This window comes from Sphingobacterium sp. UBA7625, from assembly GCF_002484085.1.
Classification (GTDB): Bacteria; Bacteroidota; Bacteroidia; order Sphingobacteriales; family Sphingobacteriaceae; genus Sphingobacterium; species Sphingobacterium athyrii.
Window position 1 is genome coordinate 257,217 of record NZ_DLJD01000058.1, and the last position, 19,419, is coordinate 276,635.

The 19,419-nt window shown below is 45.9% G+C and carries 10 protein-coding genes; all 10 read right to left on the minus strand.

The annotated features are described in order from the left end of the window. Positions 1 to 39 precede the first annotated feature (39 nt). The 10 genes from B4G94_RS24880 to B4G94_RS24925 all read right to left on the minus strand — a co-directional run bounded on the left by B4G94_RS24880 (position 40) and on the right by B4G94_RS24925 (position 19,340). Positions 40 to 1,536, minus strand: coding sequence for a RagB/SusD family nutrient uptake outer membrane protein (locus B4G94_RS24880; RefSeq protein ID WP_286862797.1), 1,497 nt, complete (start codon positions 1,534 to 1,536; stop codon positions 40 to 42). Positions 1,537 to 1,543: 7 nt separating this feature from the next. Then, positions 1,544 to 4,999 (minus strand): SusC/RagA family TonB-linked outer membrane protein, encoded by a 3,456-nt coding sequence (locus tag B4G94_RS24885; protein WP_286862798.1) that lies wholly within the window; start codon positions 4,997 to 4,999, stop codon positions 1,544 to 1,546. A gap of 229 nt (positions 5,000 to 5,228) precedes the next feature. Beyond that, on the minus strand, positions 5,229 to 6,398 hold the full coding sequence (locus B4G94_RS24890; protein ID WP_286862799.1) for a FecR family protein: 1,170 nt from the start codon (positions 6,396 to 6,398) through the stop codon (positions 5,229 to 5,231). Positions 6,399 to 6,493: 95 nt separating this feature from the next. Continuing rightward, complete coding sequence (locus B4G94_RS24895) at positions 6,494 to 7,081, minus strand: RNA polymerase sigma factor (RefSeq protein ID WP_286862801.1); 588 nt, start codon at positions 7,079 to 7,081, stop codon at positions 6,494 to 6,496. Between the two features lie 199 nt (positions 7,082 to 7,280). Further along, the gene (locus B4G94_RS24900) at positions 7,281 to 9,755 is read right to left on the minus strand and encodes a glycoside hydrolase family 2 TIM barrel-domain containing protein (RefSeq protein ID WP_286862804.1); all 2,475 of its coding nucleotides are present in this window, start codon (positions 9,753 to 9,755) and stop codon (positions 7,281 to 7,283) included. A 63-nt stretch (positions 9,756 to 9,818) separates the two neighbouring features. Then, positions 9,819 to 10,847: a glycoside hydrolase family 53 protein gene (locus B4G94_RS24905; RefSeq protein ID WP_286862807.1), complete on the minus strand. Its 1,029-nt coding sequence runs from the start codon at positions 10,845 to 10,847 to the stop codon at positions 9,819 to 9,821. Positions 10,848 to 10,885: 38 nt separating this feature from the next. Then, the gene (locus B4G94_RS24910) at positions 10,886 to 11,938 is read right to left on the minus strand and encodes a DUF5111 domain-containing protein (protein ID WP_286862809.1); all 1,053 of its coding nucleotides are present in this window, start codon (positions 11,936 to 11,938) and stop codon (positions 10,886 to 10,888) included. A 77-nt stretch (positions 11,939 to 12,015) separates the two neighbouring features. Next, positions 12,016 to 13,581 carry a RagB/SusD family nutrient uptake outer membrane protein gene (locus B4G94_RS24915; protein WP_286862810.1) on the minus strand — a complete coding sequence of 522 codons (1,566 nt, stop codon included), beginning with the start codon at positions 13,579 to 13,581 and terminating at the stop codon, positions 12,016 to 12,018. Positions 13,582 to 13,625: 44 nt separating this feature from the next. Next, positions 13,626 to 16,610, minus strand: a complete 2,985-nt coding sequence (locus B4G94_RS24920) for a SusC/RagA family TonB-linked outer membrane protein (protein WP_286862812.1) — start codon at positions 16,608 to 16,610, stop codon at positions 13,626 to 13,628. 156 nt (positions 16,611 to 16,766) lie between these two features. Then, on the minus strand, positions 16,767 to 19,340 hold the full coding sequence (locus B4G94_RS24925) for a hypothetical protein (protein ID WP_286862813.1): 2,574 nt from the start codon (positions 19,338 to 19,340) through the stop codon (positions 16,767 to 16,769). Between the last annotated feature and the right edge of the window lie 79 nt (positions 19,341 to 19,419).

A 19,419-nucleotide genomic window follows, 5' to 3' on the forward strand; every position in this document is an offset into this window, starting at 1 on the left:
AATCAGGCATATCTGCTATTCTGTTGATGTCAACTATAGTTATGGGTTTTGCACGAGATTTGGATTGCTCGCAATTTCTTCATCCGGGATCTTCATCAGTATTTTTCCTTCGGTAGGTTGTACCGTCATAGGCGAAGATTTGCCCGATGCATAATTGCGTACCATCGAAAGGCCATTTCTAAATTCATCGTAACTCGCATGGCCTTCAAAGGCAAGTTCAATTTTACGCTGTTTTAAAATCTCTTTGAATAGCGCCTCACCTGCTAAGTTCTCAAGCTCAGTCAATCCCGCACGTTTCCTGATGATGTTTACGTCAGCAAGAGCCGCAGCATTTTTCCCCAATTTGACCAATGCTTCGGCTCTATTCAGATACATCTCTGCTAATCTTAGATAACGGTAGGGAGAACGACTGTATAAAGAAGCATAGCCAATATTGTATTTATTACAAGCCAAGTGATCCTCTGGAAAGCCCGGTGTTATATTTTCGACATAGAATGCTTTTCTAAGGTCCTTTTCATCAAATAGAGAAAGAAGATAAGGTGAAGGTCGATAGAGCCCACCTGTATAATTTATTTGTGAAGGCATCTTAAAGAGGTTGGCAATCAAACCATTCATAAATTCACCGTTAATAGCAAATATGTCTTCTTTGTTGTTCAGGTTGTCCGTATCGTAATATTTTTTAAAGGCATCCCCTTGTATAAGTTCGTAGCCCCCCTGACGAATGACCCTATCAGCGTATTCGAAGGCTTTTTGATTCGCTTCACTATTTGGAGACGAAAAAGTGCCGCCCCTATAGAGTTCCACCCGCGATAATAGTGCTTCCGCCGCCAAACCGCTGGCATAACTATTGGATTTCTGCTGTTTAAACAATGGGATCGAAGTTTTCAGATCGGATACGACCTGCTCATATATTTCAGCGACAGTTGCTCGTTTGGGTGCGAGACTCGGCGCAAATTCATCATTGACCACCAACATCACACCGAGCGAATTTCCATTACCTTGGTAGAATGGCATTCCATACAAACGGACCAGATTAAAGTAAATATAACCACGAAGAAATAATGCTTCCGCCTTTGCCTGCAGAATTACTGGATTAGTTTCGTCGCTTTTCACGTTGGCAAGCACTTTATTAATGTGCAACAAAACGTTGTAGCTATTGCGCCAAAAGGCATACGTATAGGAGAGATCTCTATTTGAAGAATTAATATAGTCAAATAGGTCAGTATTCCGGTTTACTTGCGCATCAAGGGCACGTATGGTATTCCCCCTTGCTTCTGAAAGAAAAATCTGCAAATCGGTAAAGCCACCCCCTGTAGCGCTTTCTGACCCAACAGTAATTAGATTATAGATACCCAACACTGCTTTTGAATAGCCAGACGGCGTATCAAATTGTCTTTCTTCAAAAATGACGTTGTGCGGTCTGAGCTCATCAAGTTGTTTGTTGCAGGATGTAAGGCCTAACAAAGTCAATGCGATTAGAACAACATATCGTAATGCATATAATTGTCTATTTTTATATTGAATATTTTTCATCATTTACAAATTAAAATGTCAGCTGCATCCCGAGTAAAAATCTTCTTGGATTGGCAAAACCGGTACCCGCCCCACCATAGCTTGTGTTCACCCCACCTAAGACTGCTCCTTCCGGATCTACACCCACAAAATCCTTATGCTTGATCACATATAAATTATCACCACTAACAAAAACATCCGCGCGGGCTAGCTTCAACGCTTTTAACACGCCGATAGGCAAGCTATAGGTAAACCTGACATTACGCAGACGGGCATGGCTTGCATTTCCCCACATTTTGGATGAACGATAGGTGAGTGCAGTCCATGCATTCGGATCGGTGCTGAATACATCAGGATAATTCGCTTGCGTATCCCCGGGCCCTTGCCAGATATGTTGATTATCGGCAAAAACAACATTATTGCGGCCAAGCCTAGGCGCAGTTGGGGACTGGAAATTATTCACTAAGGACATCTGGGTATAGTTGCCCACCTGAAACCACCACTCTACATTTAAGCTATAATTTTTGTATTGGAAGCTGTTGGTAAATCCACCGAAAAAGCGTGGTGTGGCCTGCCCCACCCGTTGCCAGTTCGCCAAGTTGCTCACTTGCCCAATACCTTCCACAATTATTTGATTACCCTTTTCATCAAAATTATAGTGCTGCATATTACCATTCTCGGGGTTGATGCCTGCAAATTGAATCGCTTTGATCACATTGATATCTTCACCAATTTTTCGGTAATATGATCTGGAGTAAGAATCCAAAAGCGAGTCCTGATACAGTTTGGTAAGTTTATTTTTATTATAACTAAAATTAAAACTGGTACGCCAGTTGAAATGAGCAGACTTTACATTATGCGTGCTCAACGAGACTTCGATACCTCGGTTAACGATCTGTCCAACATTCTGATATTGGGCTAATGCACCCTGCGCAGAAGGCAAACTGACTTGCTGTAAAAGGCCATCACTACGCTTGTGGTAGATATCCGCAGACAAATTGATCCTATTCTTTAAAACAGCGATATCGAGACCAATATTGCTGTTGTGAAGTGTCTCCCAAGAAATGATCGGGTTTGCTAATTGCGTGATCACTGCACCGATATTATCGACCTGCTCATATCGACCTGTCTCCGAATAAAATGTGGTATTTAGGTATCCGTCCCCCAAGTCTCTACCAGATGTACCATAAGAAGCGCGAAGACGCAAATTATCAATAGCCTCAATATTTTTAAAAAAGTTTTCTTTGGATATATTCCATCCGCCACTAAAGGAGTAAAAAGTACCATATCGTTTGTCGCGTCCAAAATTGGTCGTCGCATCCGTACGAACGGAAAACGAAGCCATATAGCGGCCTGCATAGCTGTAGTCAGCCTGTCCGAACACTGAAAAGGTGGCGCGTTCCTGATAATTACCCGTCGGTCTATAGGGAAATCCATATGCCACATTAATCGCACCGCCGAAATTTTGGGCTGCCCCCATATTCCTTTCATTGGGCAATAGATTGTACATATCTATATCCATGATTTCTGTAGTTCTTTTACCCCATTCTTGCCCTACCAATGCACTGATAACATGATTACCGGCGACTGTCTTGTTGAAATTCAATGTATTGGACATGAGGTAATCAACGAATTTAGTATCATCAATCTCTAGCGTTCCATTGGGTAAAACTGCACTTGCCGAAGAGAATAAATAGGGGTATCCACCATACTTTCCGGAAAATGAACGTGGGTCTAAGTAAGAATTAACATTGGTGCCCACGAAATTAAGCGAGTTGGAAGTCTGAACGCTTAAAAAAGGAAGTATATTATACCGCAGACTTATGCTGGCTAAATGATTTTGTACCTTTGTCAGCCTCGTATTATCATAAGCCGTTTCCGCAAGGAAATTTTGCGTCCATGTTGTGTAAGCAGGCCCATAATTACTCGACTGTCGTACAGGCAGACTGTCCAACAGATTGCCTGCATGATCATACGGATACATAAATGGCTGAATCATATATAATTCTGGCAGCCCGTTGCGTTTGGTGGTCCGATCGATAATAGAACTTACATTGATACGTGTATGTAGCTTACTTGAAATAGCATGGTCAATATTAAATCTTATATTTTTTCGATCAAACCCATTATCATATAATGCTCCATTTTCCTTAAACCAACCGACTCCCATATAAAATTTAGTTTTATCGGTACCATGACGTACCCCCACCTCCGAATTCGTAAAATTTCCATTGCTGTAAATTTTATCTTCCCAATTGAAATTACGGGTACGATCTTCATCCGTATAGACGCGGCGTTCGCGAATAAAATCAGCGACGTTCGGAAATGTCGTGCGTATGGAAGGAGTTTGCTCCCAATAGCGTTTCATCTGCGTATCCATAAAATCAATAAGTTCGGTCGTGTTCATAAACCGGATGTCCCTTACTGGCTGTATTACCCCAGCCTGTACCCGCGCTTCCACTGTGCTTTTACCAGCCTGTCCACGTTTCGTAGTCACGACAATGACCCCTTGGGCAGCCCGGGATCCATAAATGGCTGTAGATGCAGCATCTTTCAGTACGCTGATGTCTTCAATATCAGCCGGATTGACGGCATCCTGTAAGGACTGATAATTGGTGATCACACCATCGACAACAATGAGCGGACCGAGGTAATTGTTTGTAGGAGTGGTCATTGACGATTGTCCCCTTGCAACCACCTGCCCTTTTGCCCCCGACTCTCCGGTACTCTCGGTAATATATAAACCTGTCGTTTTCCCTTTAAGCATCGATAGCACATTGGGGGTACTGACGCTGTTACGAAGTTCTTCACCCTTGACAGATTGCACTGCGCCGGTCACTTCAGAAGCCCGTTTTGTTATGTATCCCACCACAACAAGCTCTTCAAGGCTTTCAGCAAGAACATCCATCCTGATGGTTCCTATATTTTCAGTCGCAGCCAGATGAAGGCGCCGATAGCCAAGCAATGATATTTCCAAAAAACTTTGTTTTGGGACACTTTCAATAGTGATTTCCCCATGGCTATCTGATTTAGACTCCTTTACAACACGTTTATTAGCCGAAATAACCCTGATGGTCACGCCAATTAGGGGCCTGGCCAGCGAATCGACTATCCGCCCCCTAACTGTTATCGTCTCTTGTTGTCTATTATCGCCTATTTGCTCAAGATTAGCTACTGTTGGGGTGTTTTCTCTTTCTCTGATGGTGATGAGCTTGCCCTGTATCTTGTAGCTTAGCTGTAAACCATGAATAATCTGTTGGATGGCTTGATCCAACTCCATGTTTTTTATATCAATGGCAATTCGGGTATTGCTATTGACCCGCTTTGCAGACCACAGATAATGGTAACCAGTTTGCTTATTGACTTCGCGGAAAGCCTCTTTGAGTGTGATACTCTTATTTTTCAGTGTCACCTTTTGTGCAAGAGCCGTAGCACTTATCTGTAGACAGACCAAAAAGCAGCTGATGGTTGTCAGTGAAATTTTCATAATGTAGGGTTTCGTTCGACTAAAAAGCCGATGCACATCTTTTTTAATTATTTTATACATTTGTTTGGTTAGTTAGGTATTAAATGAGTTTTCAAGATGGTTTGATAACGGCTAACTTAATGATCGGGAGCGCTCCAACGCTCCTGATTATTTTTACTGTCCATACGTTATCTTTTTGTCGCTTTTCTTACTTCATAGGCTATCGGGTATTTTAGCTGGTTTATAAAATCTATTTTCTTTTCACGTATACGGTATTCGAATGAACAGTAAATTGGACTTCACCGGTACTCGCTAAGGCGTCCAATACAAAAGTTAAATTCTGGTTACGGGGTAATACCCCTTCAAACTTCAGTTTTCGCAAACTTTCGTCCTCATATTTCACCTGTACATTATACCAGCGGCCTATTTGATTCAAAATATGATTTAGGTCTTCATCAGAAAAGGTAAATGTGCCATCTTTCCACGAGACATAATTTACTGGATCAACCGGAATAAAAGTAATGCTGTTATTCTGGACAATCGCCTGCTGATTGGGTTGCAGTTGATGTAGCTTTTTATTTCCTTTTATATTAATAGCCACTTTACCTTCGACCAAAGTAGTCCGAGTAGCCTCGCCCGAATAGGCCGAAATGTTAAATGCTGTACCCAATACTTGCACTGTCTGAGTGGGCGTCTTAACGAGAAAAGGCACTTTGATCCGCTTGTTGTTCTGAATAATATATCTTGTAGCCACCTCAAAAAAAGCTTCTCCCTCCAGGTCCAATTCTCTAGGTTGTTCTTTACTTCTGATTTTATACGTCAATCTGGAGTCCGAATTTAACCAGATCTTAGACCCGTCTGCTAATATGATGTGGTAGGTCCCACCTTTCGGTACCGTGATTACCATGTCCTGATGTATCGATTCATGGCTTTCCAAACCTTCGACGGAAGCCCCATCCGCGTACATGAGCTCATCGCCAAGAACGATACTTTCGTGTTTATTACTGAGCGCAATTTCTCTTCCGTCGGCGAGCCGTAATGAGGCAATACTCGTACCCGGTTTTATCGTATTTCGCTCATCGTTATCCAAACGTGACAGCATCCACAAAGACGCTCCGATACTGACGACTAAGAGTGCCGCTGCAGCTACCGTTTTCTTCCAATTCCAGTTTAAATAGCGGGTTTTAGATCGAGTGCTTCTTATATTTGCCAATACATTAGTTTCCAATTCTGCAAACCAATTCAGTTCAACATGTGGATACTCTTCCACATTAGCCGATATTTCATTGTCGATCAACGAACGTAGAGCTCGTTCCTGATCATCTGACGCCAACAAAAGTTGAAATTCTAACATTTCATCCTTGGTTAGCGCATCGTTCAGATATTTATTGAACAGCTCTTCAAATCTAGGGTTTTGCATACGTTCTTTTCTTACATATACGTTTGGAAATGAAAAACCAATGAAGTGAATTCAAAAAAAAATAAAGAAAATATAAAATTAGGTTTAAGAAATTGTTAAGTGTTCAACAATTTCGCAGAAAGCAGTGCCAGCACAATAAGGAAAGACAAATCAGGTCGCTGCTGAAAATAATTTCTAAGCGTCATATTCGCGTTTGTGATATGGGTATTTACTGTTGCCACCGAGATTGACAATAAGCGGCTTACTTCTTCATAACTTCGGCCTTCAATCTTACAAAGTATAAAAACACGTCGGCGCTGCTCTGGCAACTGTTCAATTGCCTGATTTAAAATATCTTTCGTTTCCTGATTAAAAACCCCTTCCTCGATATGGGAATAAACTTCAGTTAAGTGCGTAAAATAGTCTGCAACTAGGCGTTTTTCATGCGCTAACTTACGCAATCGATCGTATACCAAATTACCCGCGATCCGATATATAAAAGCATGAAAAGACAGATCAGTATTGATATCCTGCCTACGTGTCCAAATACGGATAAAGAGCTCCTGCAGCAGATCCTCTACCTCTTCCTGCGACTTCAGTATACGCATCATCGACTGCGCTAAAGTGCTTTTATATTTCGTGATCAATTCCTTCATGGCTAATTCATCTCCATCCTTGAGGCGATTAATTATTGAAGTATCCACGAGACCAATGCTTTTCAAATCGATGCTTTTATTAGGTCTCTAAAGGTAGTTAATCACAGGTAAAACTCCAAATTTACAATTTATCAAGTTTCTGCATCTAATTCTCTTGATACACACGAGTACGGGACCAGCGCCAATTGTCGTTGGCAGCCTACCCGCCTTTACCCCATTAACCCTAACCAAGGCTAAAATCCAGTCCTTAAGGCGCGGCAACGGCATTAACAAGCAATGCATCTTTTTTTAGGCCTTTGCTTTGCGCCTGTACCTGGATCTTACCCGCCTCTTCGGCAGCCTGTACGATCAGTGTAAGCTGTCCGTTAAACAAGTGCATCTGTGGCTTATGAAAAGCCTCAAGGTTGGTCGGATCGCCATTGGCCAAAGCCTTGAATGTACCGGCTCCTTTTACCTCAAACTGTACCAGACCGTCTGCATGTGGGCACAAATTCCCATCTTTGTCCACTGCCTTAACGCGAATATAAGCCAATGCGCGTCCATCCGCAGCAAGAGTGCCGTGCACCGTCTCCATTTTTATCTGGTACGGTTTTCCAGCTGTCCTTACGATTTTCTCATCTGCGGCTTTTCCATTTTCATCGTAGGCCACCACCTTGATTTCTCCAGGTTCGTAAACCGCATTCATCCACATCAGGCGGTAACGTTCTTCGCGTGATGCTTTGCTTTTTCGTTGTATCCCCTGGCTCTTACCGTTGATAAATAGTTCGGCACTTGGATAATCCGTATAAACGAATACCGGAGTTTGTTGCCCTACACGATCAGGCCATGTCCAATGGGGCAGTATGTGCAAGGTATGTTCATTTTTATTCCAAAGGCTTCGGTAGAGGTAGTAACGGTCCTTGGGTATGCTCGCCAAATCAATAATGCCAAACATTGAACTGTGGTTGGGCCAGGCATCCGTATCGTAAGGCGATGGTTCGCCGAGGTAATCAAAACCAGTCCAGACAAATTGCCCCATGGTCCAATGATGGTCTTCGGCCAATGCAAAGTCCTCATCCGGCAAGTTTGACCAGGAACAATGTTCCATATCATAGGAAGAAGACTGATGGTCGGGATATAGCATGTCTCCCTTTTTCACGACCGGAAATTTATATACACCACGGGAACTCACCGTTGAGGCCGTTTCCGAACCCAGCACAAGGTTTTGTGGCAATTTGGCATAAGCTTCTTCATAACGGTGCGTACGGTAGTTGAGCCCCGGGACGTCCAGCAGACTGGCAAAACCATTTTCCAGTACACAGGTCACTTGGTCCATCCCGCAGGTAACAGGCCGCGTAGGATCTTCACGATGGCAGATATCCTGCAAAAATGAAGCAACCTTATACCCTTCGGCACTACACTGCGTCGGCACTTCATTTCCGATGCTCCACATCACCACCGAAGGATTGTTTCTAAAATGATGGATCATATTGACCATGTCGCGTTCCGCCCATTCCCCAAAAAAGCGATGGTAACCATTCTTGCATTTGGCAATATCCCATTCGTCGAAAGGTTCAATCATCATCATCAGGCCCAATTCATCGCAGAGGGCTACCAACTCCGGAGCGGGCATATTGTGCGCCGTACGAATGGCATCACAGCCCATATCTTTGAGCAACTGCAACTGGTAGCGCAAGGCCGAGACATTGATTGCAGCCCCCAAGGGACCAAGGTCATGATGATTGCATACCCCCTGAAATTTTCGAATTTTACCGTTTAGCATAAATCCCTTATCCGCAATGATACGGACTTCCCGAATTCCAAAGCGGGTTTCAAAATTATCCGTCAATTTGCCATCGACATATACTTGCGTTGATGCCTGATACAGATTGGGATGTTCTGGGCTCCATAGAGCAGGGTTCGTCACCTCAAAATTTTGTACGAAAGGCTTGCCATAGTTTATTTTCTGTTGATTTTCCTTCTGCGCCACCACACGCCCCTTCGCGTCGGTGATGGCAGTCACCATCCGCACCAATTTGCCATCGGCATTTTTCAGATTAGTTTCGAGTTTCACCGAAGCCAGGCTATCCGACACAAAGGGCGTCGTTATATAAGTGCCCCAGACCGGCACATGGACCTTTTCGGTAACGATCACATGGACGTTGCGGTAGAGTCCAGCTCCCGGATACCAGCGCGAGGACTGTGCTTTATTTTCCAAGCGCACAGCAAGCTTGTTGTTCATTCCATCGGCATGCAACAGCTCCGTCACATCACAATGAAAAGCATTATAGCCGTACGGCCAAAAGCAGGCTTCTTTTCCATTGACATAAACCCGAGCCTCACTCATGGCGCCATCAAATTTCAGGACCACACGTTTTGTGTTGGCGTCAAATTGAGGAATATCGAACTGATTACGATACCAGCCCACACCGACATACGGCAAACCACCTGTCCGGCCCGTCTTTACGGAAGCCTTCTTCTCCCCATTCTGTGTTACGGCCACATCCTGCAAATCATGTGCACGGTCAAAAGGCCCATAAATAGCCCAGTCATGCGGCACGGTAACAGGTTCCCAGGCCGCATCATTCAGTGCAGTGGACTCGCCCCGATCGACCTCACCCTGAAAAAAACGCCAGTTTTTCTCCAGTAAAAAAGAGTTTCGGATCAGCTGTCCTTGTGATGTTGTCGGAATAAAGAAGAACAAAAGGAACAGAAAGTAAGTAGCATGCAGTAATTTCATCATTCAGGTGTTTGTCGTCTGTCGTTTAAGCTAATCATTCGCTATTTTAAGCGTATAAATATACTATTATTTAAATGCATTCAATGCCTTTGTCGGTCGTCCATTGTTATCCAAGGCGCCTAAAGTGTAACCATTCCAGCCATTGTGCGCCAGGGGCTCCCAGTAAAATATGCCCAGCACATTTTGATCGGGAATTGCCTCCACCGCACTGAAAAGATCGTTGAGCCAGATTTCGGCCGTATCCGCCTCATCCCAGCTCATGCCCACCTCGCAGATCATTACCTGCGTGTTGTACCGTGCGATCATATCTTTGATATTGCCGACACAGGCCGTATTGCGTTCTTTCCAATTATCTTTTGTTGGATACAGTGACATCCCGATCACATCCCATTTTCCGTCGTTATTTTCCAGCCCATCAAACATCCAGCGGAACAGTGCATTATCGTAGCCATTATGGAGGTGTATGATGACTTTAGCCGCCGGAAAAACAGCTTTCACCGCATCGTAGCCCGCATTGTTCAAAGTGGCATAGTTAGCCATGCTGACTGAGGCTCTACCTTCCTCCCACAGCATCCCATCTCCGGTTTCATTACCCACCTGTACCCATTCCGGTTCGATACCATTGTCCTTCAGCAATTGCAATACCGCAGTGGTATGGTCGCTAACAGCTTTCTTTAAGCCATCAAATGCTAAGCCTTTCCAGGCGGCAGGTTTTGTTTGCTGACCCGGATCCGCCCAGGTATCGCTGTAATGGAAATCCACCATGAGACGCATCCCCAAATGATGCGCCCGACGTGCTTTGACCAATACATCATTTTGATTACACCAGCCCCGTTCGGGATCTACCCATACCCGCAGGCGTACCGCATCCATTCCCAGTCCATGCAGTAACTTGAGCCCGTCCACCGCTACACCTCCGGCGTTAAAAAACTGCACACCGGCAGCCTCCATTTCCGTTATCCAGCTGATATCTGCTCCTTTGGCCAAATGCGTTTTATTTTCGGCTGGCACAAGATTATCCTTGTCGCTGCAACTTGACAGGCCAAAATACAAACCCATCAAGCCTAAAGCCATCCCTATTTTTAGTGCTTTCATTAATTCCTTTTTTTATAGCGTGTTATAGCCTAAAATGACTACTCTACATGATATTTGAATTGCTTTGGATCAGTCAGATCGAGGATCAGGGTATGCGTACCCACCTTATCGTAGGCAAATCCACTTCCGTCAGCCGTGTACAATGCACAGTTGCCCTCCCCTTCTGCTGCACCAAAGAACCAGGTCCAGCTGCCGTTGATCAATACTTTAATGCCCCATTGTTCGGCGGCCGTGGTTGTAATTGTCGCTTTCCATACCTTTGCCGCCTGATCATAAGCCATCGGAGTGGCCGTGGCGCTCCAACCATTAAAATCACCGGTCACAGCCAGCGACTCCACGGAGGTTTCCTTCCAGCTCATCTTATTGACATCAGCCGTTAGGTACAGGTAGCCGCCCAGGCTCGTCCAGCAGTTCCAACGGTCTGCCCCGCTATACAGGATGTATTGACTACCGTCCAATGGATAAGAACCATAGATAAGCGAAGCATTTGCACTTTCTTCATTTGTGAAATAAAAATTATACCATTGGTCGAGGCGTACAAATCCATCGTAAAACCCATCTTCTTTGCGCGAACACAGTTTCCAGGAAAATTGGTTCAGCTCCTTATTCGCCAGATAGAGATAAGCAGCCTCTTGGATGGGAGCATAGGCCGTAACCGCAATGGAGACCACGTTGCTGTAAAGCCAATCGGTATTGGCTCCCAGCCGCGAGGCAATGCGGACATAAAGCGCTTTTTTCTCACCGGGTACAAATCCCATACCCGATACAAGACTGTTTAGCTGCTCATGGGTATAACTGATTGCGCTAGCTTCTTGTTCAATGCTTTTCGCGAGGGTTGAAAAAGAAGCATCAGCAGCTATCTCAATCTTATTTTTCAGTGCCGACTGCGCCATTGCTGCAGCACTCTGCAAGACCGCCTCATCCCATACAAGCTGCAGCGCGACGGCTTTTCGGTCCGTGGCCTTTAAGGTAAGCTCCTGCGTGCTGCTGTGCAACACAGCTGGCCTAATGCCAGTGACGGCAGGCATTCCGCCTTCCTTTTTACAGGCCACAAGGAGCAATGCCAAGATATAGAGTGTCAATTGTTTCATGTGTCAATATTTATCGTTAAAAGGCCATATGGAATACCATTTTAGCCTATTCCTTTGTCGTTAACCAACTTCAACCATTAATAGCCCGGATTTTGTACCAGATTGGGGTTTGCGCTCATATCAGTCGTCGGAATTGGATACAGGTTAAATTTAGCATCCACACTACGGCCATTTATTTCACCACCTTTCCATTGCCAGAGGTACGCGTTGCCGGTAAATCGTCCAAACCGAATCAGGTCGGTACGGCGCGTGCACTCCCAGAACAATTCCCGGCCCCGTTCCGCCAGGATAAAATCCAGTGTCAGCTGCGCCTGATCAATAGATCCAGTCCCATTTCCGTAGGCCCGTTCACGAAGACGGTTGACCAGCGTAATGGCTTCCTGTACACTGCCACCACCGCCACGCAATACCGCCTCGGCATACATCAGATAGACATCAGCCAGGCGGATCATTGGAAAATCAGTGCTCACCAATCCTTCATCCGTCTTATAACTGCCATCATCGTTCAAATTTGTAAACTTGACCATGCCATAGCCCTGGCTTGACGCCCCCGGGTCTTCCACATCCAGTGACTGTCCATTTTTCCAAAAATCCCCCCTTTTATCTTGCGTCTGAAATAAGGCGACAAATTCACGTAAGGTGCGGAAACTGTTCCAACCCGACAGCACACCATAATCTGATGCTTTCATGCTGCCTACAATCGGGCCATTGACCAGATACGTGGTGGCACCCCAGGTCGTCGTATGCGCCACATCAGCCTGAATCGGAAAAATGATCTCATTTGTACGTTTATCATTGTCTGCATTGAACAGCTGTTTGTAATTGGAATGCAGGGTGTATCCGCCGTCGATTACTTTCTTGGCATAATTTAAGCAGTCCGCATAGCGCGCAGTGCCCGTGTAGACTTGCGCATTTAAATAGTTCTTAGCCAATAAAGACCATGCCGCAGCACGGCTCACACGTCCATATTCATTCTGGCGCGCTTCAGGCAGCAGCGTCGCTACTTCGGTCAATTCTTTTTCAATAAATGCGAAGAGCTCGCCCCTTGTCATCCTCGGCGGAAAAAATGCAGCTACGGGATCCTTTTCTGTTACAAAAGGAACATTTCCATACAGATCCATGGCATGACTATAAGCCAATGCGCGCAGAAAACGCGCTTCGGCAGCAAATGCGGTGATTTGAGCCTGTTCGGTCGAACTGAAGGCTGCTAATTTTTCCGCTGTTGCATTCCTTAAAAACTCGTTGCAGATCGCTACCGTATAGTAAATCCGGTAATACATCGCATTGACCCATGTATCCGAAGCGCCCCAGGTCATATACTGAATATCGGTCATGTTGTCTCCACCAGCCCAGGTATAGATCACCTCATCCGTGGGTACCTCCTGTAGGTTAAAGTACACCCGAAGGTAACCCCAAGAGGCGGTGCTACTCGCCATATCCGGATCCGCATCCCCACGGCCATTGCCGGCAACGGCAAACGAGCCGTATAATTTGGCAAGCACAGACCGGTAGCCATCCACCGAGGTATATACCGACTCCGAAGTCGTCTCCACCGTAGGATATTGGTTCAAGTCTTTTGTGCAGGACTGCAGCAGCAATATCATGCTCAGCAATCCAAAACAATATGTTCTTATCTTTTTCATCCTTTTCATTTGTTTCAATTAGTTATCTATTTTTCAGGTACCGCTTAAAAATCCAAATTGAGGCTTAACGAAAACGTCCGCGAGCGTGGATAAAATGAACTGTCAAATCCACTCGGAACCTCAGGGTCCATTCCACTATAGTTGCTCACAATAAAGACATTCTGTGCCACCGCCCCCACACGTAGGTTCGAGATCTTGCCCACCTTGCCAAAATTGTAGTTCACCGAAAGGTTTTCCATGCGGAGGAAGGATGCGTTTTCGACATAGTAATCCGAATAATATTGCCTCGTTTGAAAACCCGTATTGAAATAGTCACGATGTAAGTTATTGATTGCCGGGTCTACATATTGTAGCGTCTCCCAGGCACTCAGGTTCATTTTGGTATTGTTAAACACATAGTTTCCGACATTTGCCCGCAGGGTCGTTGCTGCAGTCCATTTTTTATAGGTCAATTGCGTATTGAAGCCAAACAGCCATTTTGCAGCCGGCGACTGATAGCGGTACAGATCCTTTTCATTGACGGCTCCATCCCCATTCAGGTCAGCATAAACACCTTCCAGGGGTTTGCCCGCCTCATTATATAACTGTTTATAGACGTAGAACATATTTGGCTGATAGCCAGTCGTCAGGATTTGAATTCCCCGGCCACTGACATTCGGACCCACATAGGTCCCCACAGCATTGGCATCCTGAACCAATGCAATATTAGTCACTTTTGTATGCTGGTTGGTCGCATTGAAATTAACTTCCCAACGCAGATTATCCTTTTCTACCGGGACCGTATTCAATTGGAATTCAAATCCGCGGCTTTCCACATTGCCCACATTAATGGTGGCATTCTGGTCAAAGTTTGTTCCTGCAGCTACCGGCACATTAGCCAGCAAGTCATGCGTTTTTCTCGTGTAGTACTCAACCGAGCCCGAAATCCTGTTCTTCCACAGGGCAAAATCCAAACCATAGTTAAAAGCCTTGGTCGTTTCCCAGCGTAGATCACGGTTATACACCGACGGACGGTACACCAGATGATACTGATCGCCAAAGCGGTATTGCGCATAAGCCGTTCCCAAATTATAGACCGGCAGATATTCGTAATTCCCTATGCCCTCCTGCTGTCCGGTCACGCCATAGCTGGCCCGAAGTTTTAGGTCGTCCAGGAAGGAGATTCCTTTCATGAACGACTCCTGTGAAAGACGCCAGGCCAAAGCGACCGAGGGAAATGTCCCCCAGCGGTTTTCGGGACTGAAGCGCGAGGTTCCATCCTTTCGAATGGTGGCCGTCAGCAAATAACGGCTGTCATAGTTGTAGTTGATCCGACCATACCAGGAGATCAAGGTATGGCGTTCGTCCGAGGCAATTGCCGTAGAGCGTATATTATCGCCAGCCTCATTATAGTATACGATCGGCGGCCGCCTTGCGCTCCAATATTGATAATCATGGCCTGCGGTCACATCAATTGTACTCTTGATGTCCGCAAAGAACTTATTGTAATTTAAATAGCCGGTAAACAACTTATTCTTGAGCGTCTGCTCATAGCGGTCAAAAGCACCACCGATCGTGAAATTATTGGCCGCACTTGCCGGGATCAGGTTGGACCCATTTCCTCTGGCATAGTCATATCCCAAAGTTACGTGAGCTTTTAATTCCGGCAGCATATGTAATTTATAGTCCAGGTCAAGGTTACCTACAGCGCGATTGACCGTACTGCGGTGTTTTTCCTGCTTGAGTAGCCCTAGCGGATTGAGGTTGGCCCCAGTTGCCGGCAGTCCAGCATTATCCAGGCTCTCATAATAGCCCCCATAAGTATCCACCCCCGAGTAGATCGGCTGCGTGGGATTAAAAGCCACAGCAGACCATATAGCGTCAGTATTGGCAAAGCTGTTGTTGTTCCGTGCAGCTTTGACATTGAGGTTTACAGTCAAGTGTTTATTGAAAAATGTAGGGTTAACAACCAATGCGCCGGTCATCCGTTCCGTTTTGTCTGTCCGCAAGGTACCCTGCTGGTTATAATACCCCACCGAGGCACGAAAAGGCAAGACCTTACCCATCTTTCCCTGCAAACTCAGGTTATTATCCGTACCCATCGCCTGCTGAAATACCTCAGACAACCAATCGGTTGAAGTATTGCCCAGTAAAGCTTTCTGTGCCGCTGTTCCTTTGCTATTGATCAGCTCGGCAAACTCATCGCGCGACATCATATCCGCTACCCCTAGCGCCTGCTGCATGGATACAATAGACGAAAAAGACAGCCGGAGTGCATCGCCCTTTCCTTTTTTTGTCGTGATCAACAAAACACCGTTTGAGGCACGCGATCCATAGATCGCTGTAGAAGATGCATCTTTGAGCACCGTCATGCTTTCGATATCGTTGGGGTTGATCAAACTCAGGAAATTGCCGCTGTTGCCACTAATTCCACCCGTCTCCAAGGGCACGCCGTCCAATACGATCAATGGATCATTGCTCGCGCTTAACGAAGCACCACCGCGGATCCGTATGGTACTGCCAGAAGAAGGCGAACCACTGTTAGACATTACCTGCACGCCAGCCGTTTTACCATTGATCAGCTGCTCGGGAGAGCCCACCAGTCCACCATTAAAATCCTTGCTCCCGACGGTATTGACCGCACCAGTCAGGTCCTTTTTCGTTGTACTGCCGTAGCCCACCACCACCAGTTCCTCCAACACATTTCCGGCCGGCAGCATATTAACATTCAGCGTCGCACCCGTCACTGTCAAGGTCTGGCTGCTATAGCCCACCATGGAAAATAGCAGCTGCGATTTCCCTTTCGGCAAAGCAATGCGGTACGAACCGTCACTTGCCGTGGAGGTACCCACCGTAGTTCCAGCCACCAAAACCGTCACACCCGCCATCCCCTGTCCTTGCTCATTACGTACCACACCGCGGATATCCTGCTGTTGCATCAACCCTATCCACCTGCTCTCTGCACGCGTTGCTGCTTGTAGCTGTGTTTCCCCAAGACAGGATAGCAATGACAAGCCCAATAAACTTGTTTTAAATGCAAAACCCTTCATTTTATTTAGCTTTATATTCGTTTATAATTGTTTTTTTACGTTATTTCGCTTCTTATGGCGCTGCTGGGGGCTACAAATATTCCAGCCAGACTACTCCAACCAGATCGTTGGCATATTGCCCGCCAAGTTGTTCGACCGCTGCCGTTTATTGTCCGACTACTCCAGCCATACAGCCCCAATGGATAAAGATAGCCCCGCCATCTGCTGTCCTGATAGGATCAACTTTTCGATCTCCGTGCTGTTAAACTCAGCAGGAACAACCGGTTTAAAAAACCGTTCAAGAAAGACGGGATAAGGCGCCGGTAATAAAGCTGTAGGCACAAGCTGTAGATCCGCCAGTTGGATACGAACAGTTGTTTGTGCCGAATCAAGCGCAATATCTTTCATATAGGTATACCCATTTTTTGTCACAAAACCAGCTTTGAGTACAGCCCCTTGCCCCGTATGCTTTACTAGAAGACAAAGCTGTTTGGCGGCAGCCAGTCCTGCAGGCCTTCCCTGCGCCACTGCTTTAATATCCTTTACCCAAAAATATTGCGCTCCGGCATCCTTTGCCTGGAACGTATACGTCCAAACAGGGATCTGTCCCAGATCCTGCTGTTGCCACACCGAAGTCATATGAGCCGTTTCGGGGATCGCAAAGCTTTCGAAAGAAGATGCCTTGTCAAGCGATTCGAACAATGGAATCCGGGCATGCTGTTCGTACAATCCAACCGTCCAATACCGATTGACGCTATAATCCCAATCGAGCGGAGCACCGGCAAGATTGTCCGGGTAGGTTACTTGTTTACCGGCGACGAATACAGTAGCGGTATATTTCAATTCATTTCCCGATAACCAGGATGCCGGTATTTCCGCTTCATAGGTATCATGGTCTTTGGCGACCAGTTTGATGTAGGGATTATTGTCTTTCCAAAACGAGACCTGATCCGTCTGTAGTACGATCGAGTCCGGCTGTTGCTCATATACCAGGCGGAACTGCAATTTCCCCGAACGGCCTTTTTCCAATACTTCCGGTTGCTGATGGATCAAGATCGGCTGTTTCAGCGCCTCGGTCTTCGGTGCATAATAGTTGTCCAGACGGCCATTTTTCCATAGTGAGGATGCAGTCCAGTTCGTATGCAGCTGTAGATCCTTACGTTGTAAGAGATAGACGCCAGGCTGGGCGACAAAGGTCGTAGCATCTACAGCAATAGCCTTTGTGGCGTCATGCTGCACCGAAAGCGGCTGCACCGTAAAACGCTCGCCCAAATCAGGGATCCGGATAGCGATCTCTTGCGGCCGGTATAGGATATGCACAACCTCACGGTTGAGGGAAGGCTTGGCAAAGGGATCCGCAATTTTCTCGGCATCCGGCATTACCTCCAAGCGCCATAGTCCATCTTCCAGACGATCCAAAAAATAAGCACCCGAGCCCGCATAGTTTACGACAGGAGAAGAACCATGGCCAGCAATATGCTGCAACTTTTCCGGCTGTACCGGCTTGACCCTGGTATCATTGCTATAAAAAAACTTGTCAGGCGCATTCATCAGCGAGAGATCCTGTTCATAGCTGACCAGGAAATCGCCAAAGACTGTATTTTGTGGATAGGGCGCAAATTTTTGGTTTCTCGGTATATTATACGCCACTTCGGCAGCAATCATTGTACTGATCGCCTTTGCAGGAGTATAGGCTAAATTGAGATAATGCGTCTGATATTCGGTATTGTAGGCAGCGATGTCCATTGGATCGTAAGCAAACTGGGTGATCCATTGAAATCCAGCCGAACGGAAGGTACGGCTCATCGCAGGGTGCATATAGCTATAGAGGTTATCCGCAGGATCATACTCATAGACCGCCTTCGCTTTATTGGCAAACCCCTTCAGGTTTGAAAATGGAATAACATATTGATCGATATAGGGCAGAAAATTGCCTTGGCGTTGCCGCCCGGCCACCAGCCCTACAGGATACCATTGGTAGGTAGTGCCCTGGATATCGGCATTGAAGTAAGCCGAAACATGTTCCATGTTATGGCTGACATTGTAAAAAATCGGCTTTTTATTACCGCTTTTCTTCATCGCTGCAACCATGCGCGCAATATAGTCCGAGGTGGTCTGCACAGCACCCGTATGACAAGGTTCATTATTGATTTCAAATCCAATGACGTACGGATCCTCCAGATAAGAATGGCCAGTATAAGGGTTGACATGGCGCAGTAATTGTCCGATATACCGTTCCTGAGCAGCTATAGCCTCGGGGTTGGCATGCACCTGGCATTTGTCATAGTGGTAGGTAAATGCATCCGTATTTTCATTTCGCTCCGGATAACCGTTGCCAAAATTGGTCATGCCCGTAATCAGAATGCGGATCCCTTTTTGCTGGAGCTTAAAAAATAAATAATCCAGCAAGTCCAGGTGCTCATTACTGATCAGGTTTCCATTTTTATCCGAGATTTCAACATCCCAGATATGGATGCGATAAGCATTATATCCCAAACGGGCAAAATGGTAAACATCACGGTCAATAGCCTGCTTATGGTCAATCCCCTTTTCGCGCAGCGCACGGTAAGCATGGGCAAAAGGGACGGTATAGTTGACACCATAAAAGGAAGCCTCCGCCTTGGAGTCAGACCAACGCATCACACCCCGAGGGTCGACAAATACCGTTGGTACCTTTTTGTTGACCTTAATCTGTGCATAGGATTTGATATACCCCAAAAGAGCAAAGCAGCATAAAATAATTACACGCATGGATTGTATCGATTTATAATTTTCTGGTTATTACTATTGCAAACCTATCAATCGACACGATCTTTTAAAGCCACAAATC

Coding starts and splice junctions, on each gene's coding strand:
- B4G94_RS24880 (WP_286862797.1), bottom strand. CDS start 1,536: ATGATGAAAAATATTCAATATAAAAATAGACAATTATATGCATTACGA.
- B4G94_RS24885 (WP_286862798.1), bottom strand. CDS start 4,999: ATGAAAATTTCACTGACAACCATCAGCTGCTTTTTGGTCTGTCTACAG.
- B4G94_RS24890 (WP_286862799.1), bottom strand. CDS start 6,398: ATGCAAAACCCTAGATTTGAAGAGCTGTTCAATAAATATCTGAACGAT.
- B4G94_RS24900 (WP_286862804.1), bottom strand. CDS start 9,755: ATGATGAAATTACTGCATGCTACTTACTTTCTGTTCCTTTTGTTCTTC.
- B4G94_RS24905 (WP_286862807.1), bottom strand. CDS start 10,847: ATGAAAGCACTAAAAATAGGGATGGCTTTAGGCTTGATGGGTTTGTAT.
- B4G94_RS24910 (WP_286862809.1), bottom strand. CDS start 11,938: ATGAAACAATTGACACTCTATATCTTGGCATTGCTCCTTGTGGCCTGT.
- B4G94_RS24915 (WP_286862810.1), bottom strand. CDS start 13,581: ATGAAAAAGATAAGAACATATTGTTTTGGATTGCTGAGCATGATATTG.
- B4G94_RS24920 (WP_286862812.1), bottom strand. CDS start 16,610: ATGAAGGGTTTTGCATTTAAAACAAGTTTATTGGGCTTGTCATTGCTA.
- B4G94_RS24925 (WP_286862813.1), bottom strand. CDS start 19,340: ATGCGTGTAATTATTTTATGCTGCTTTGCTCTTTTGGGGTATATCAAA.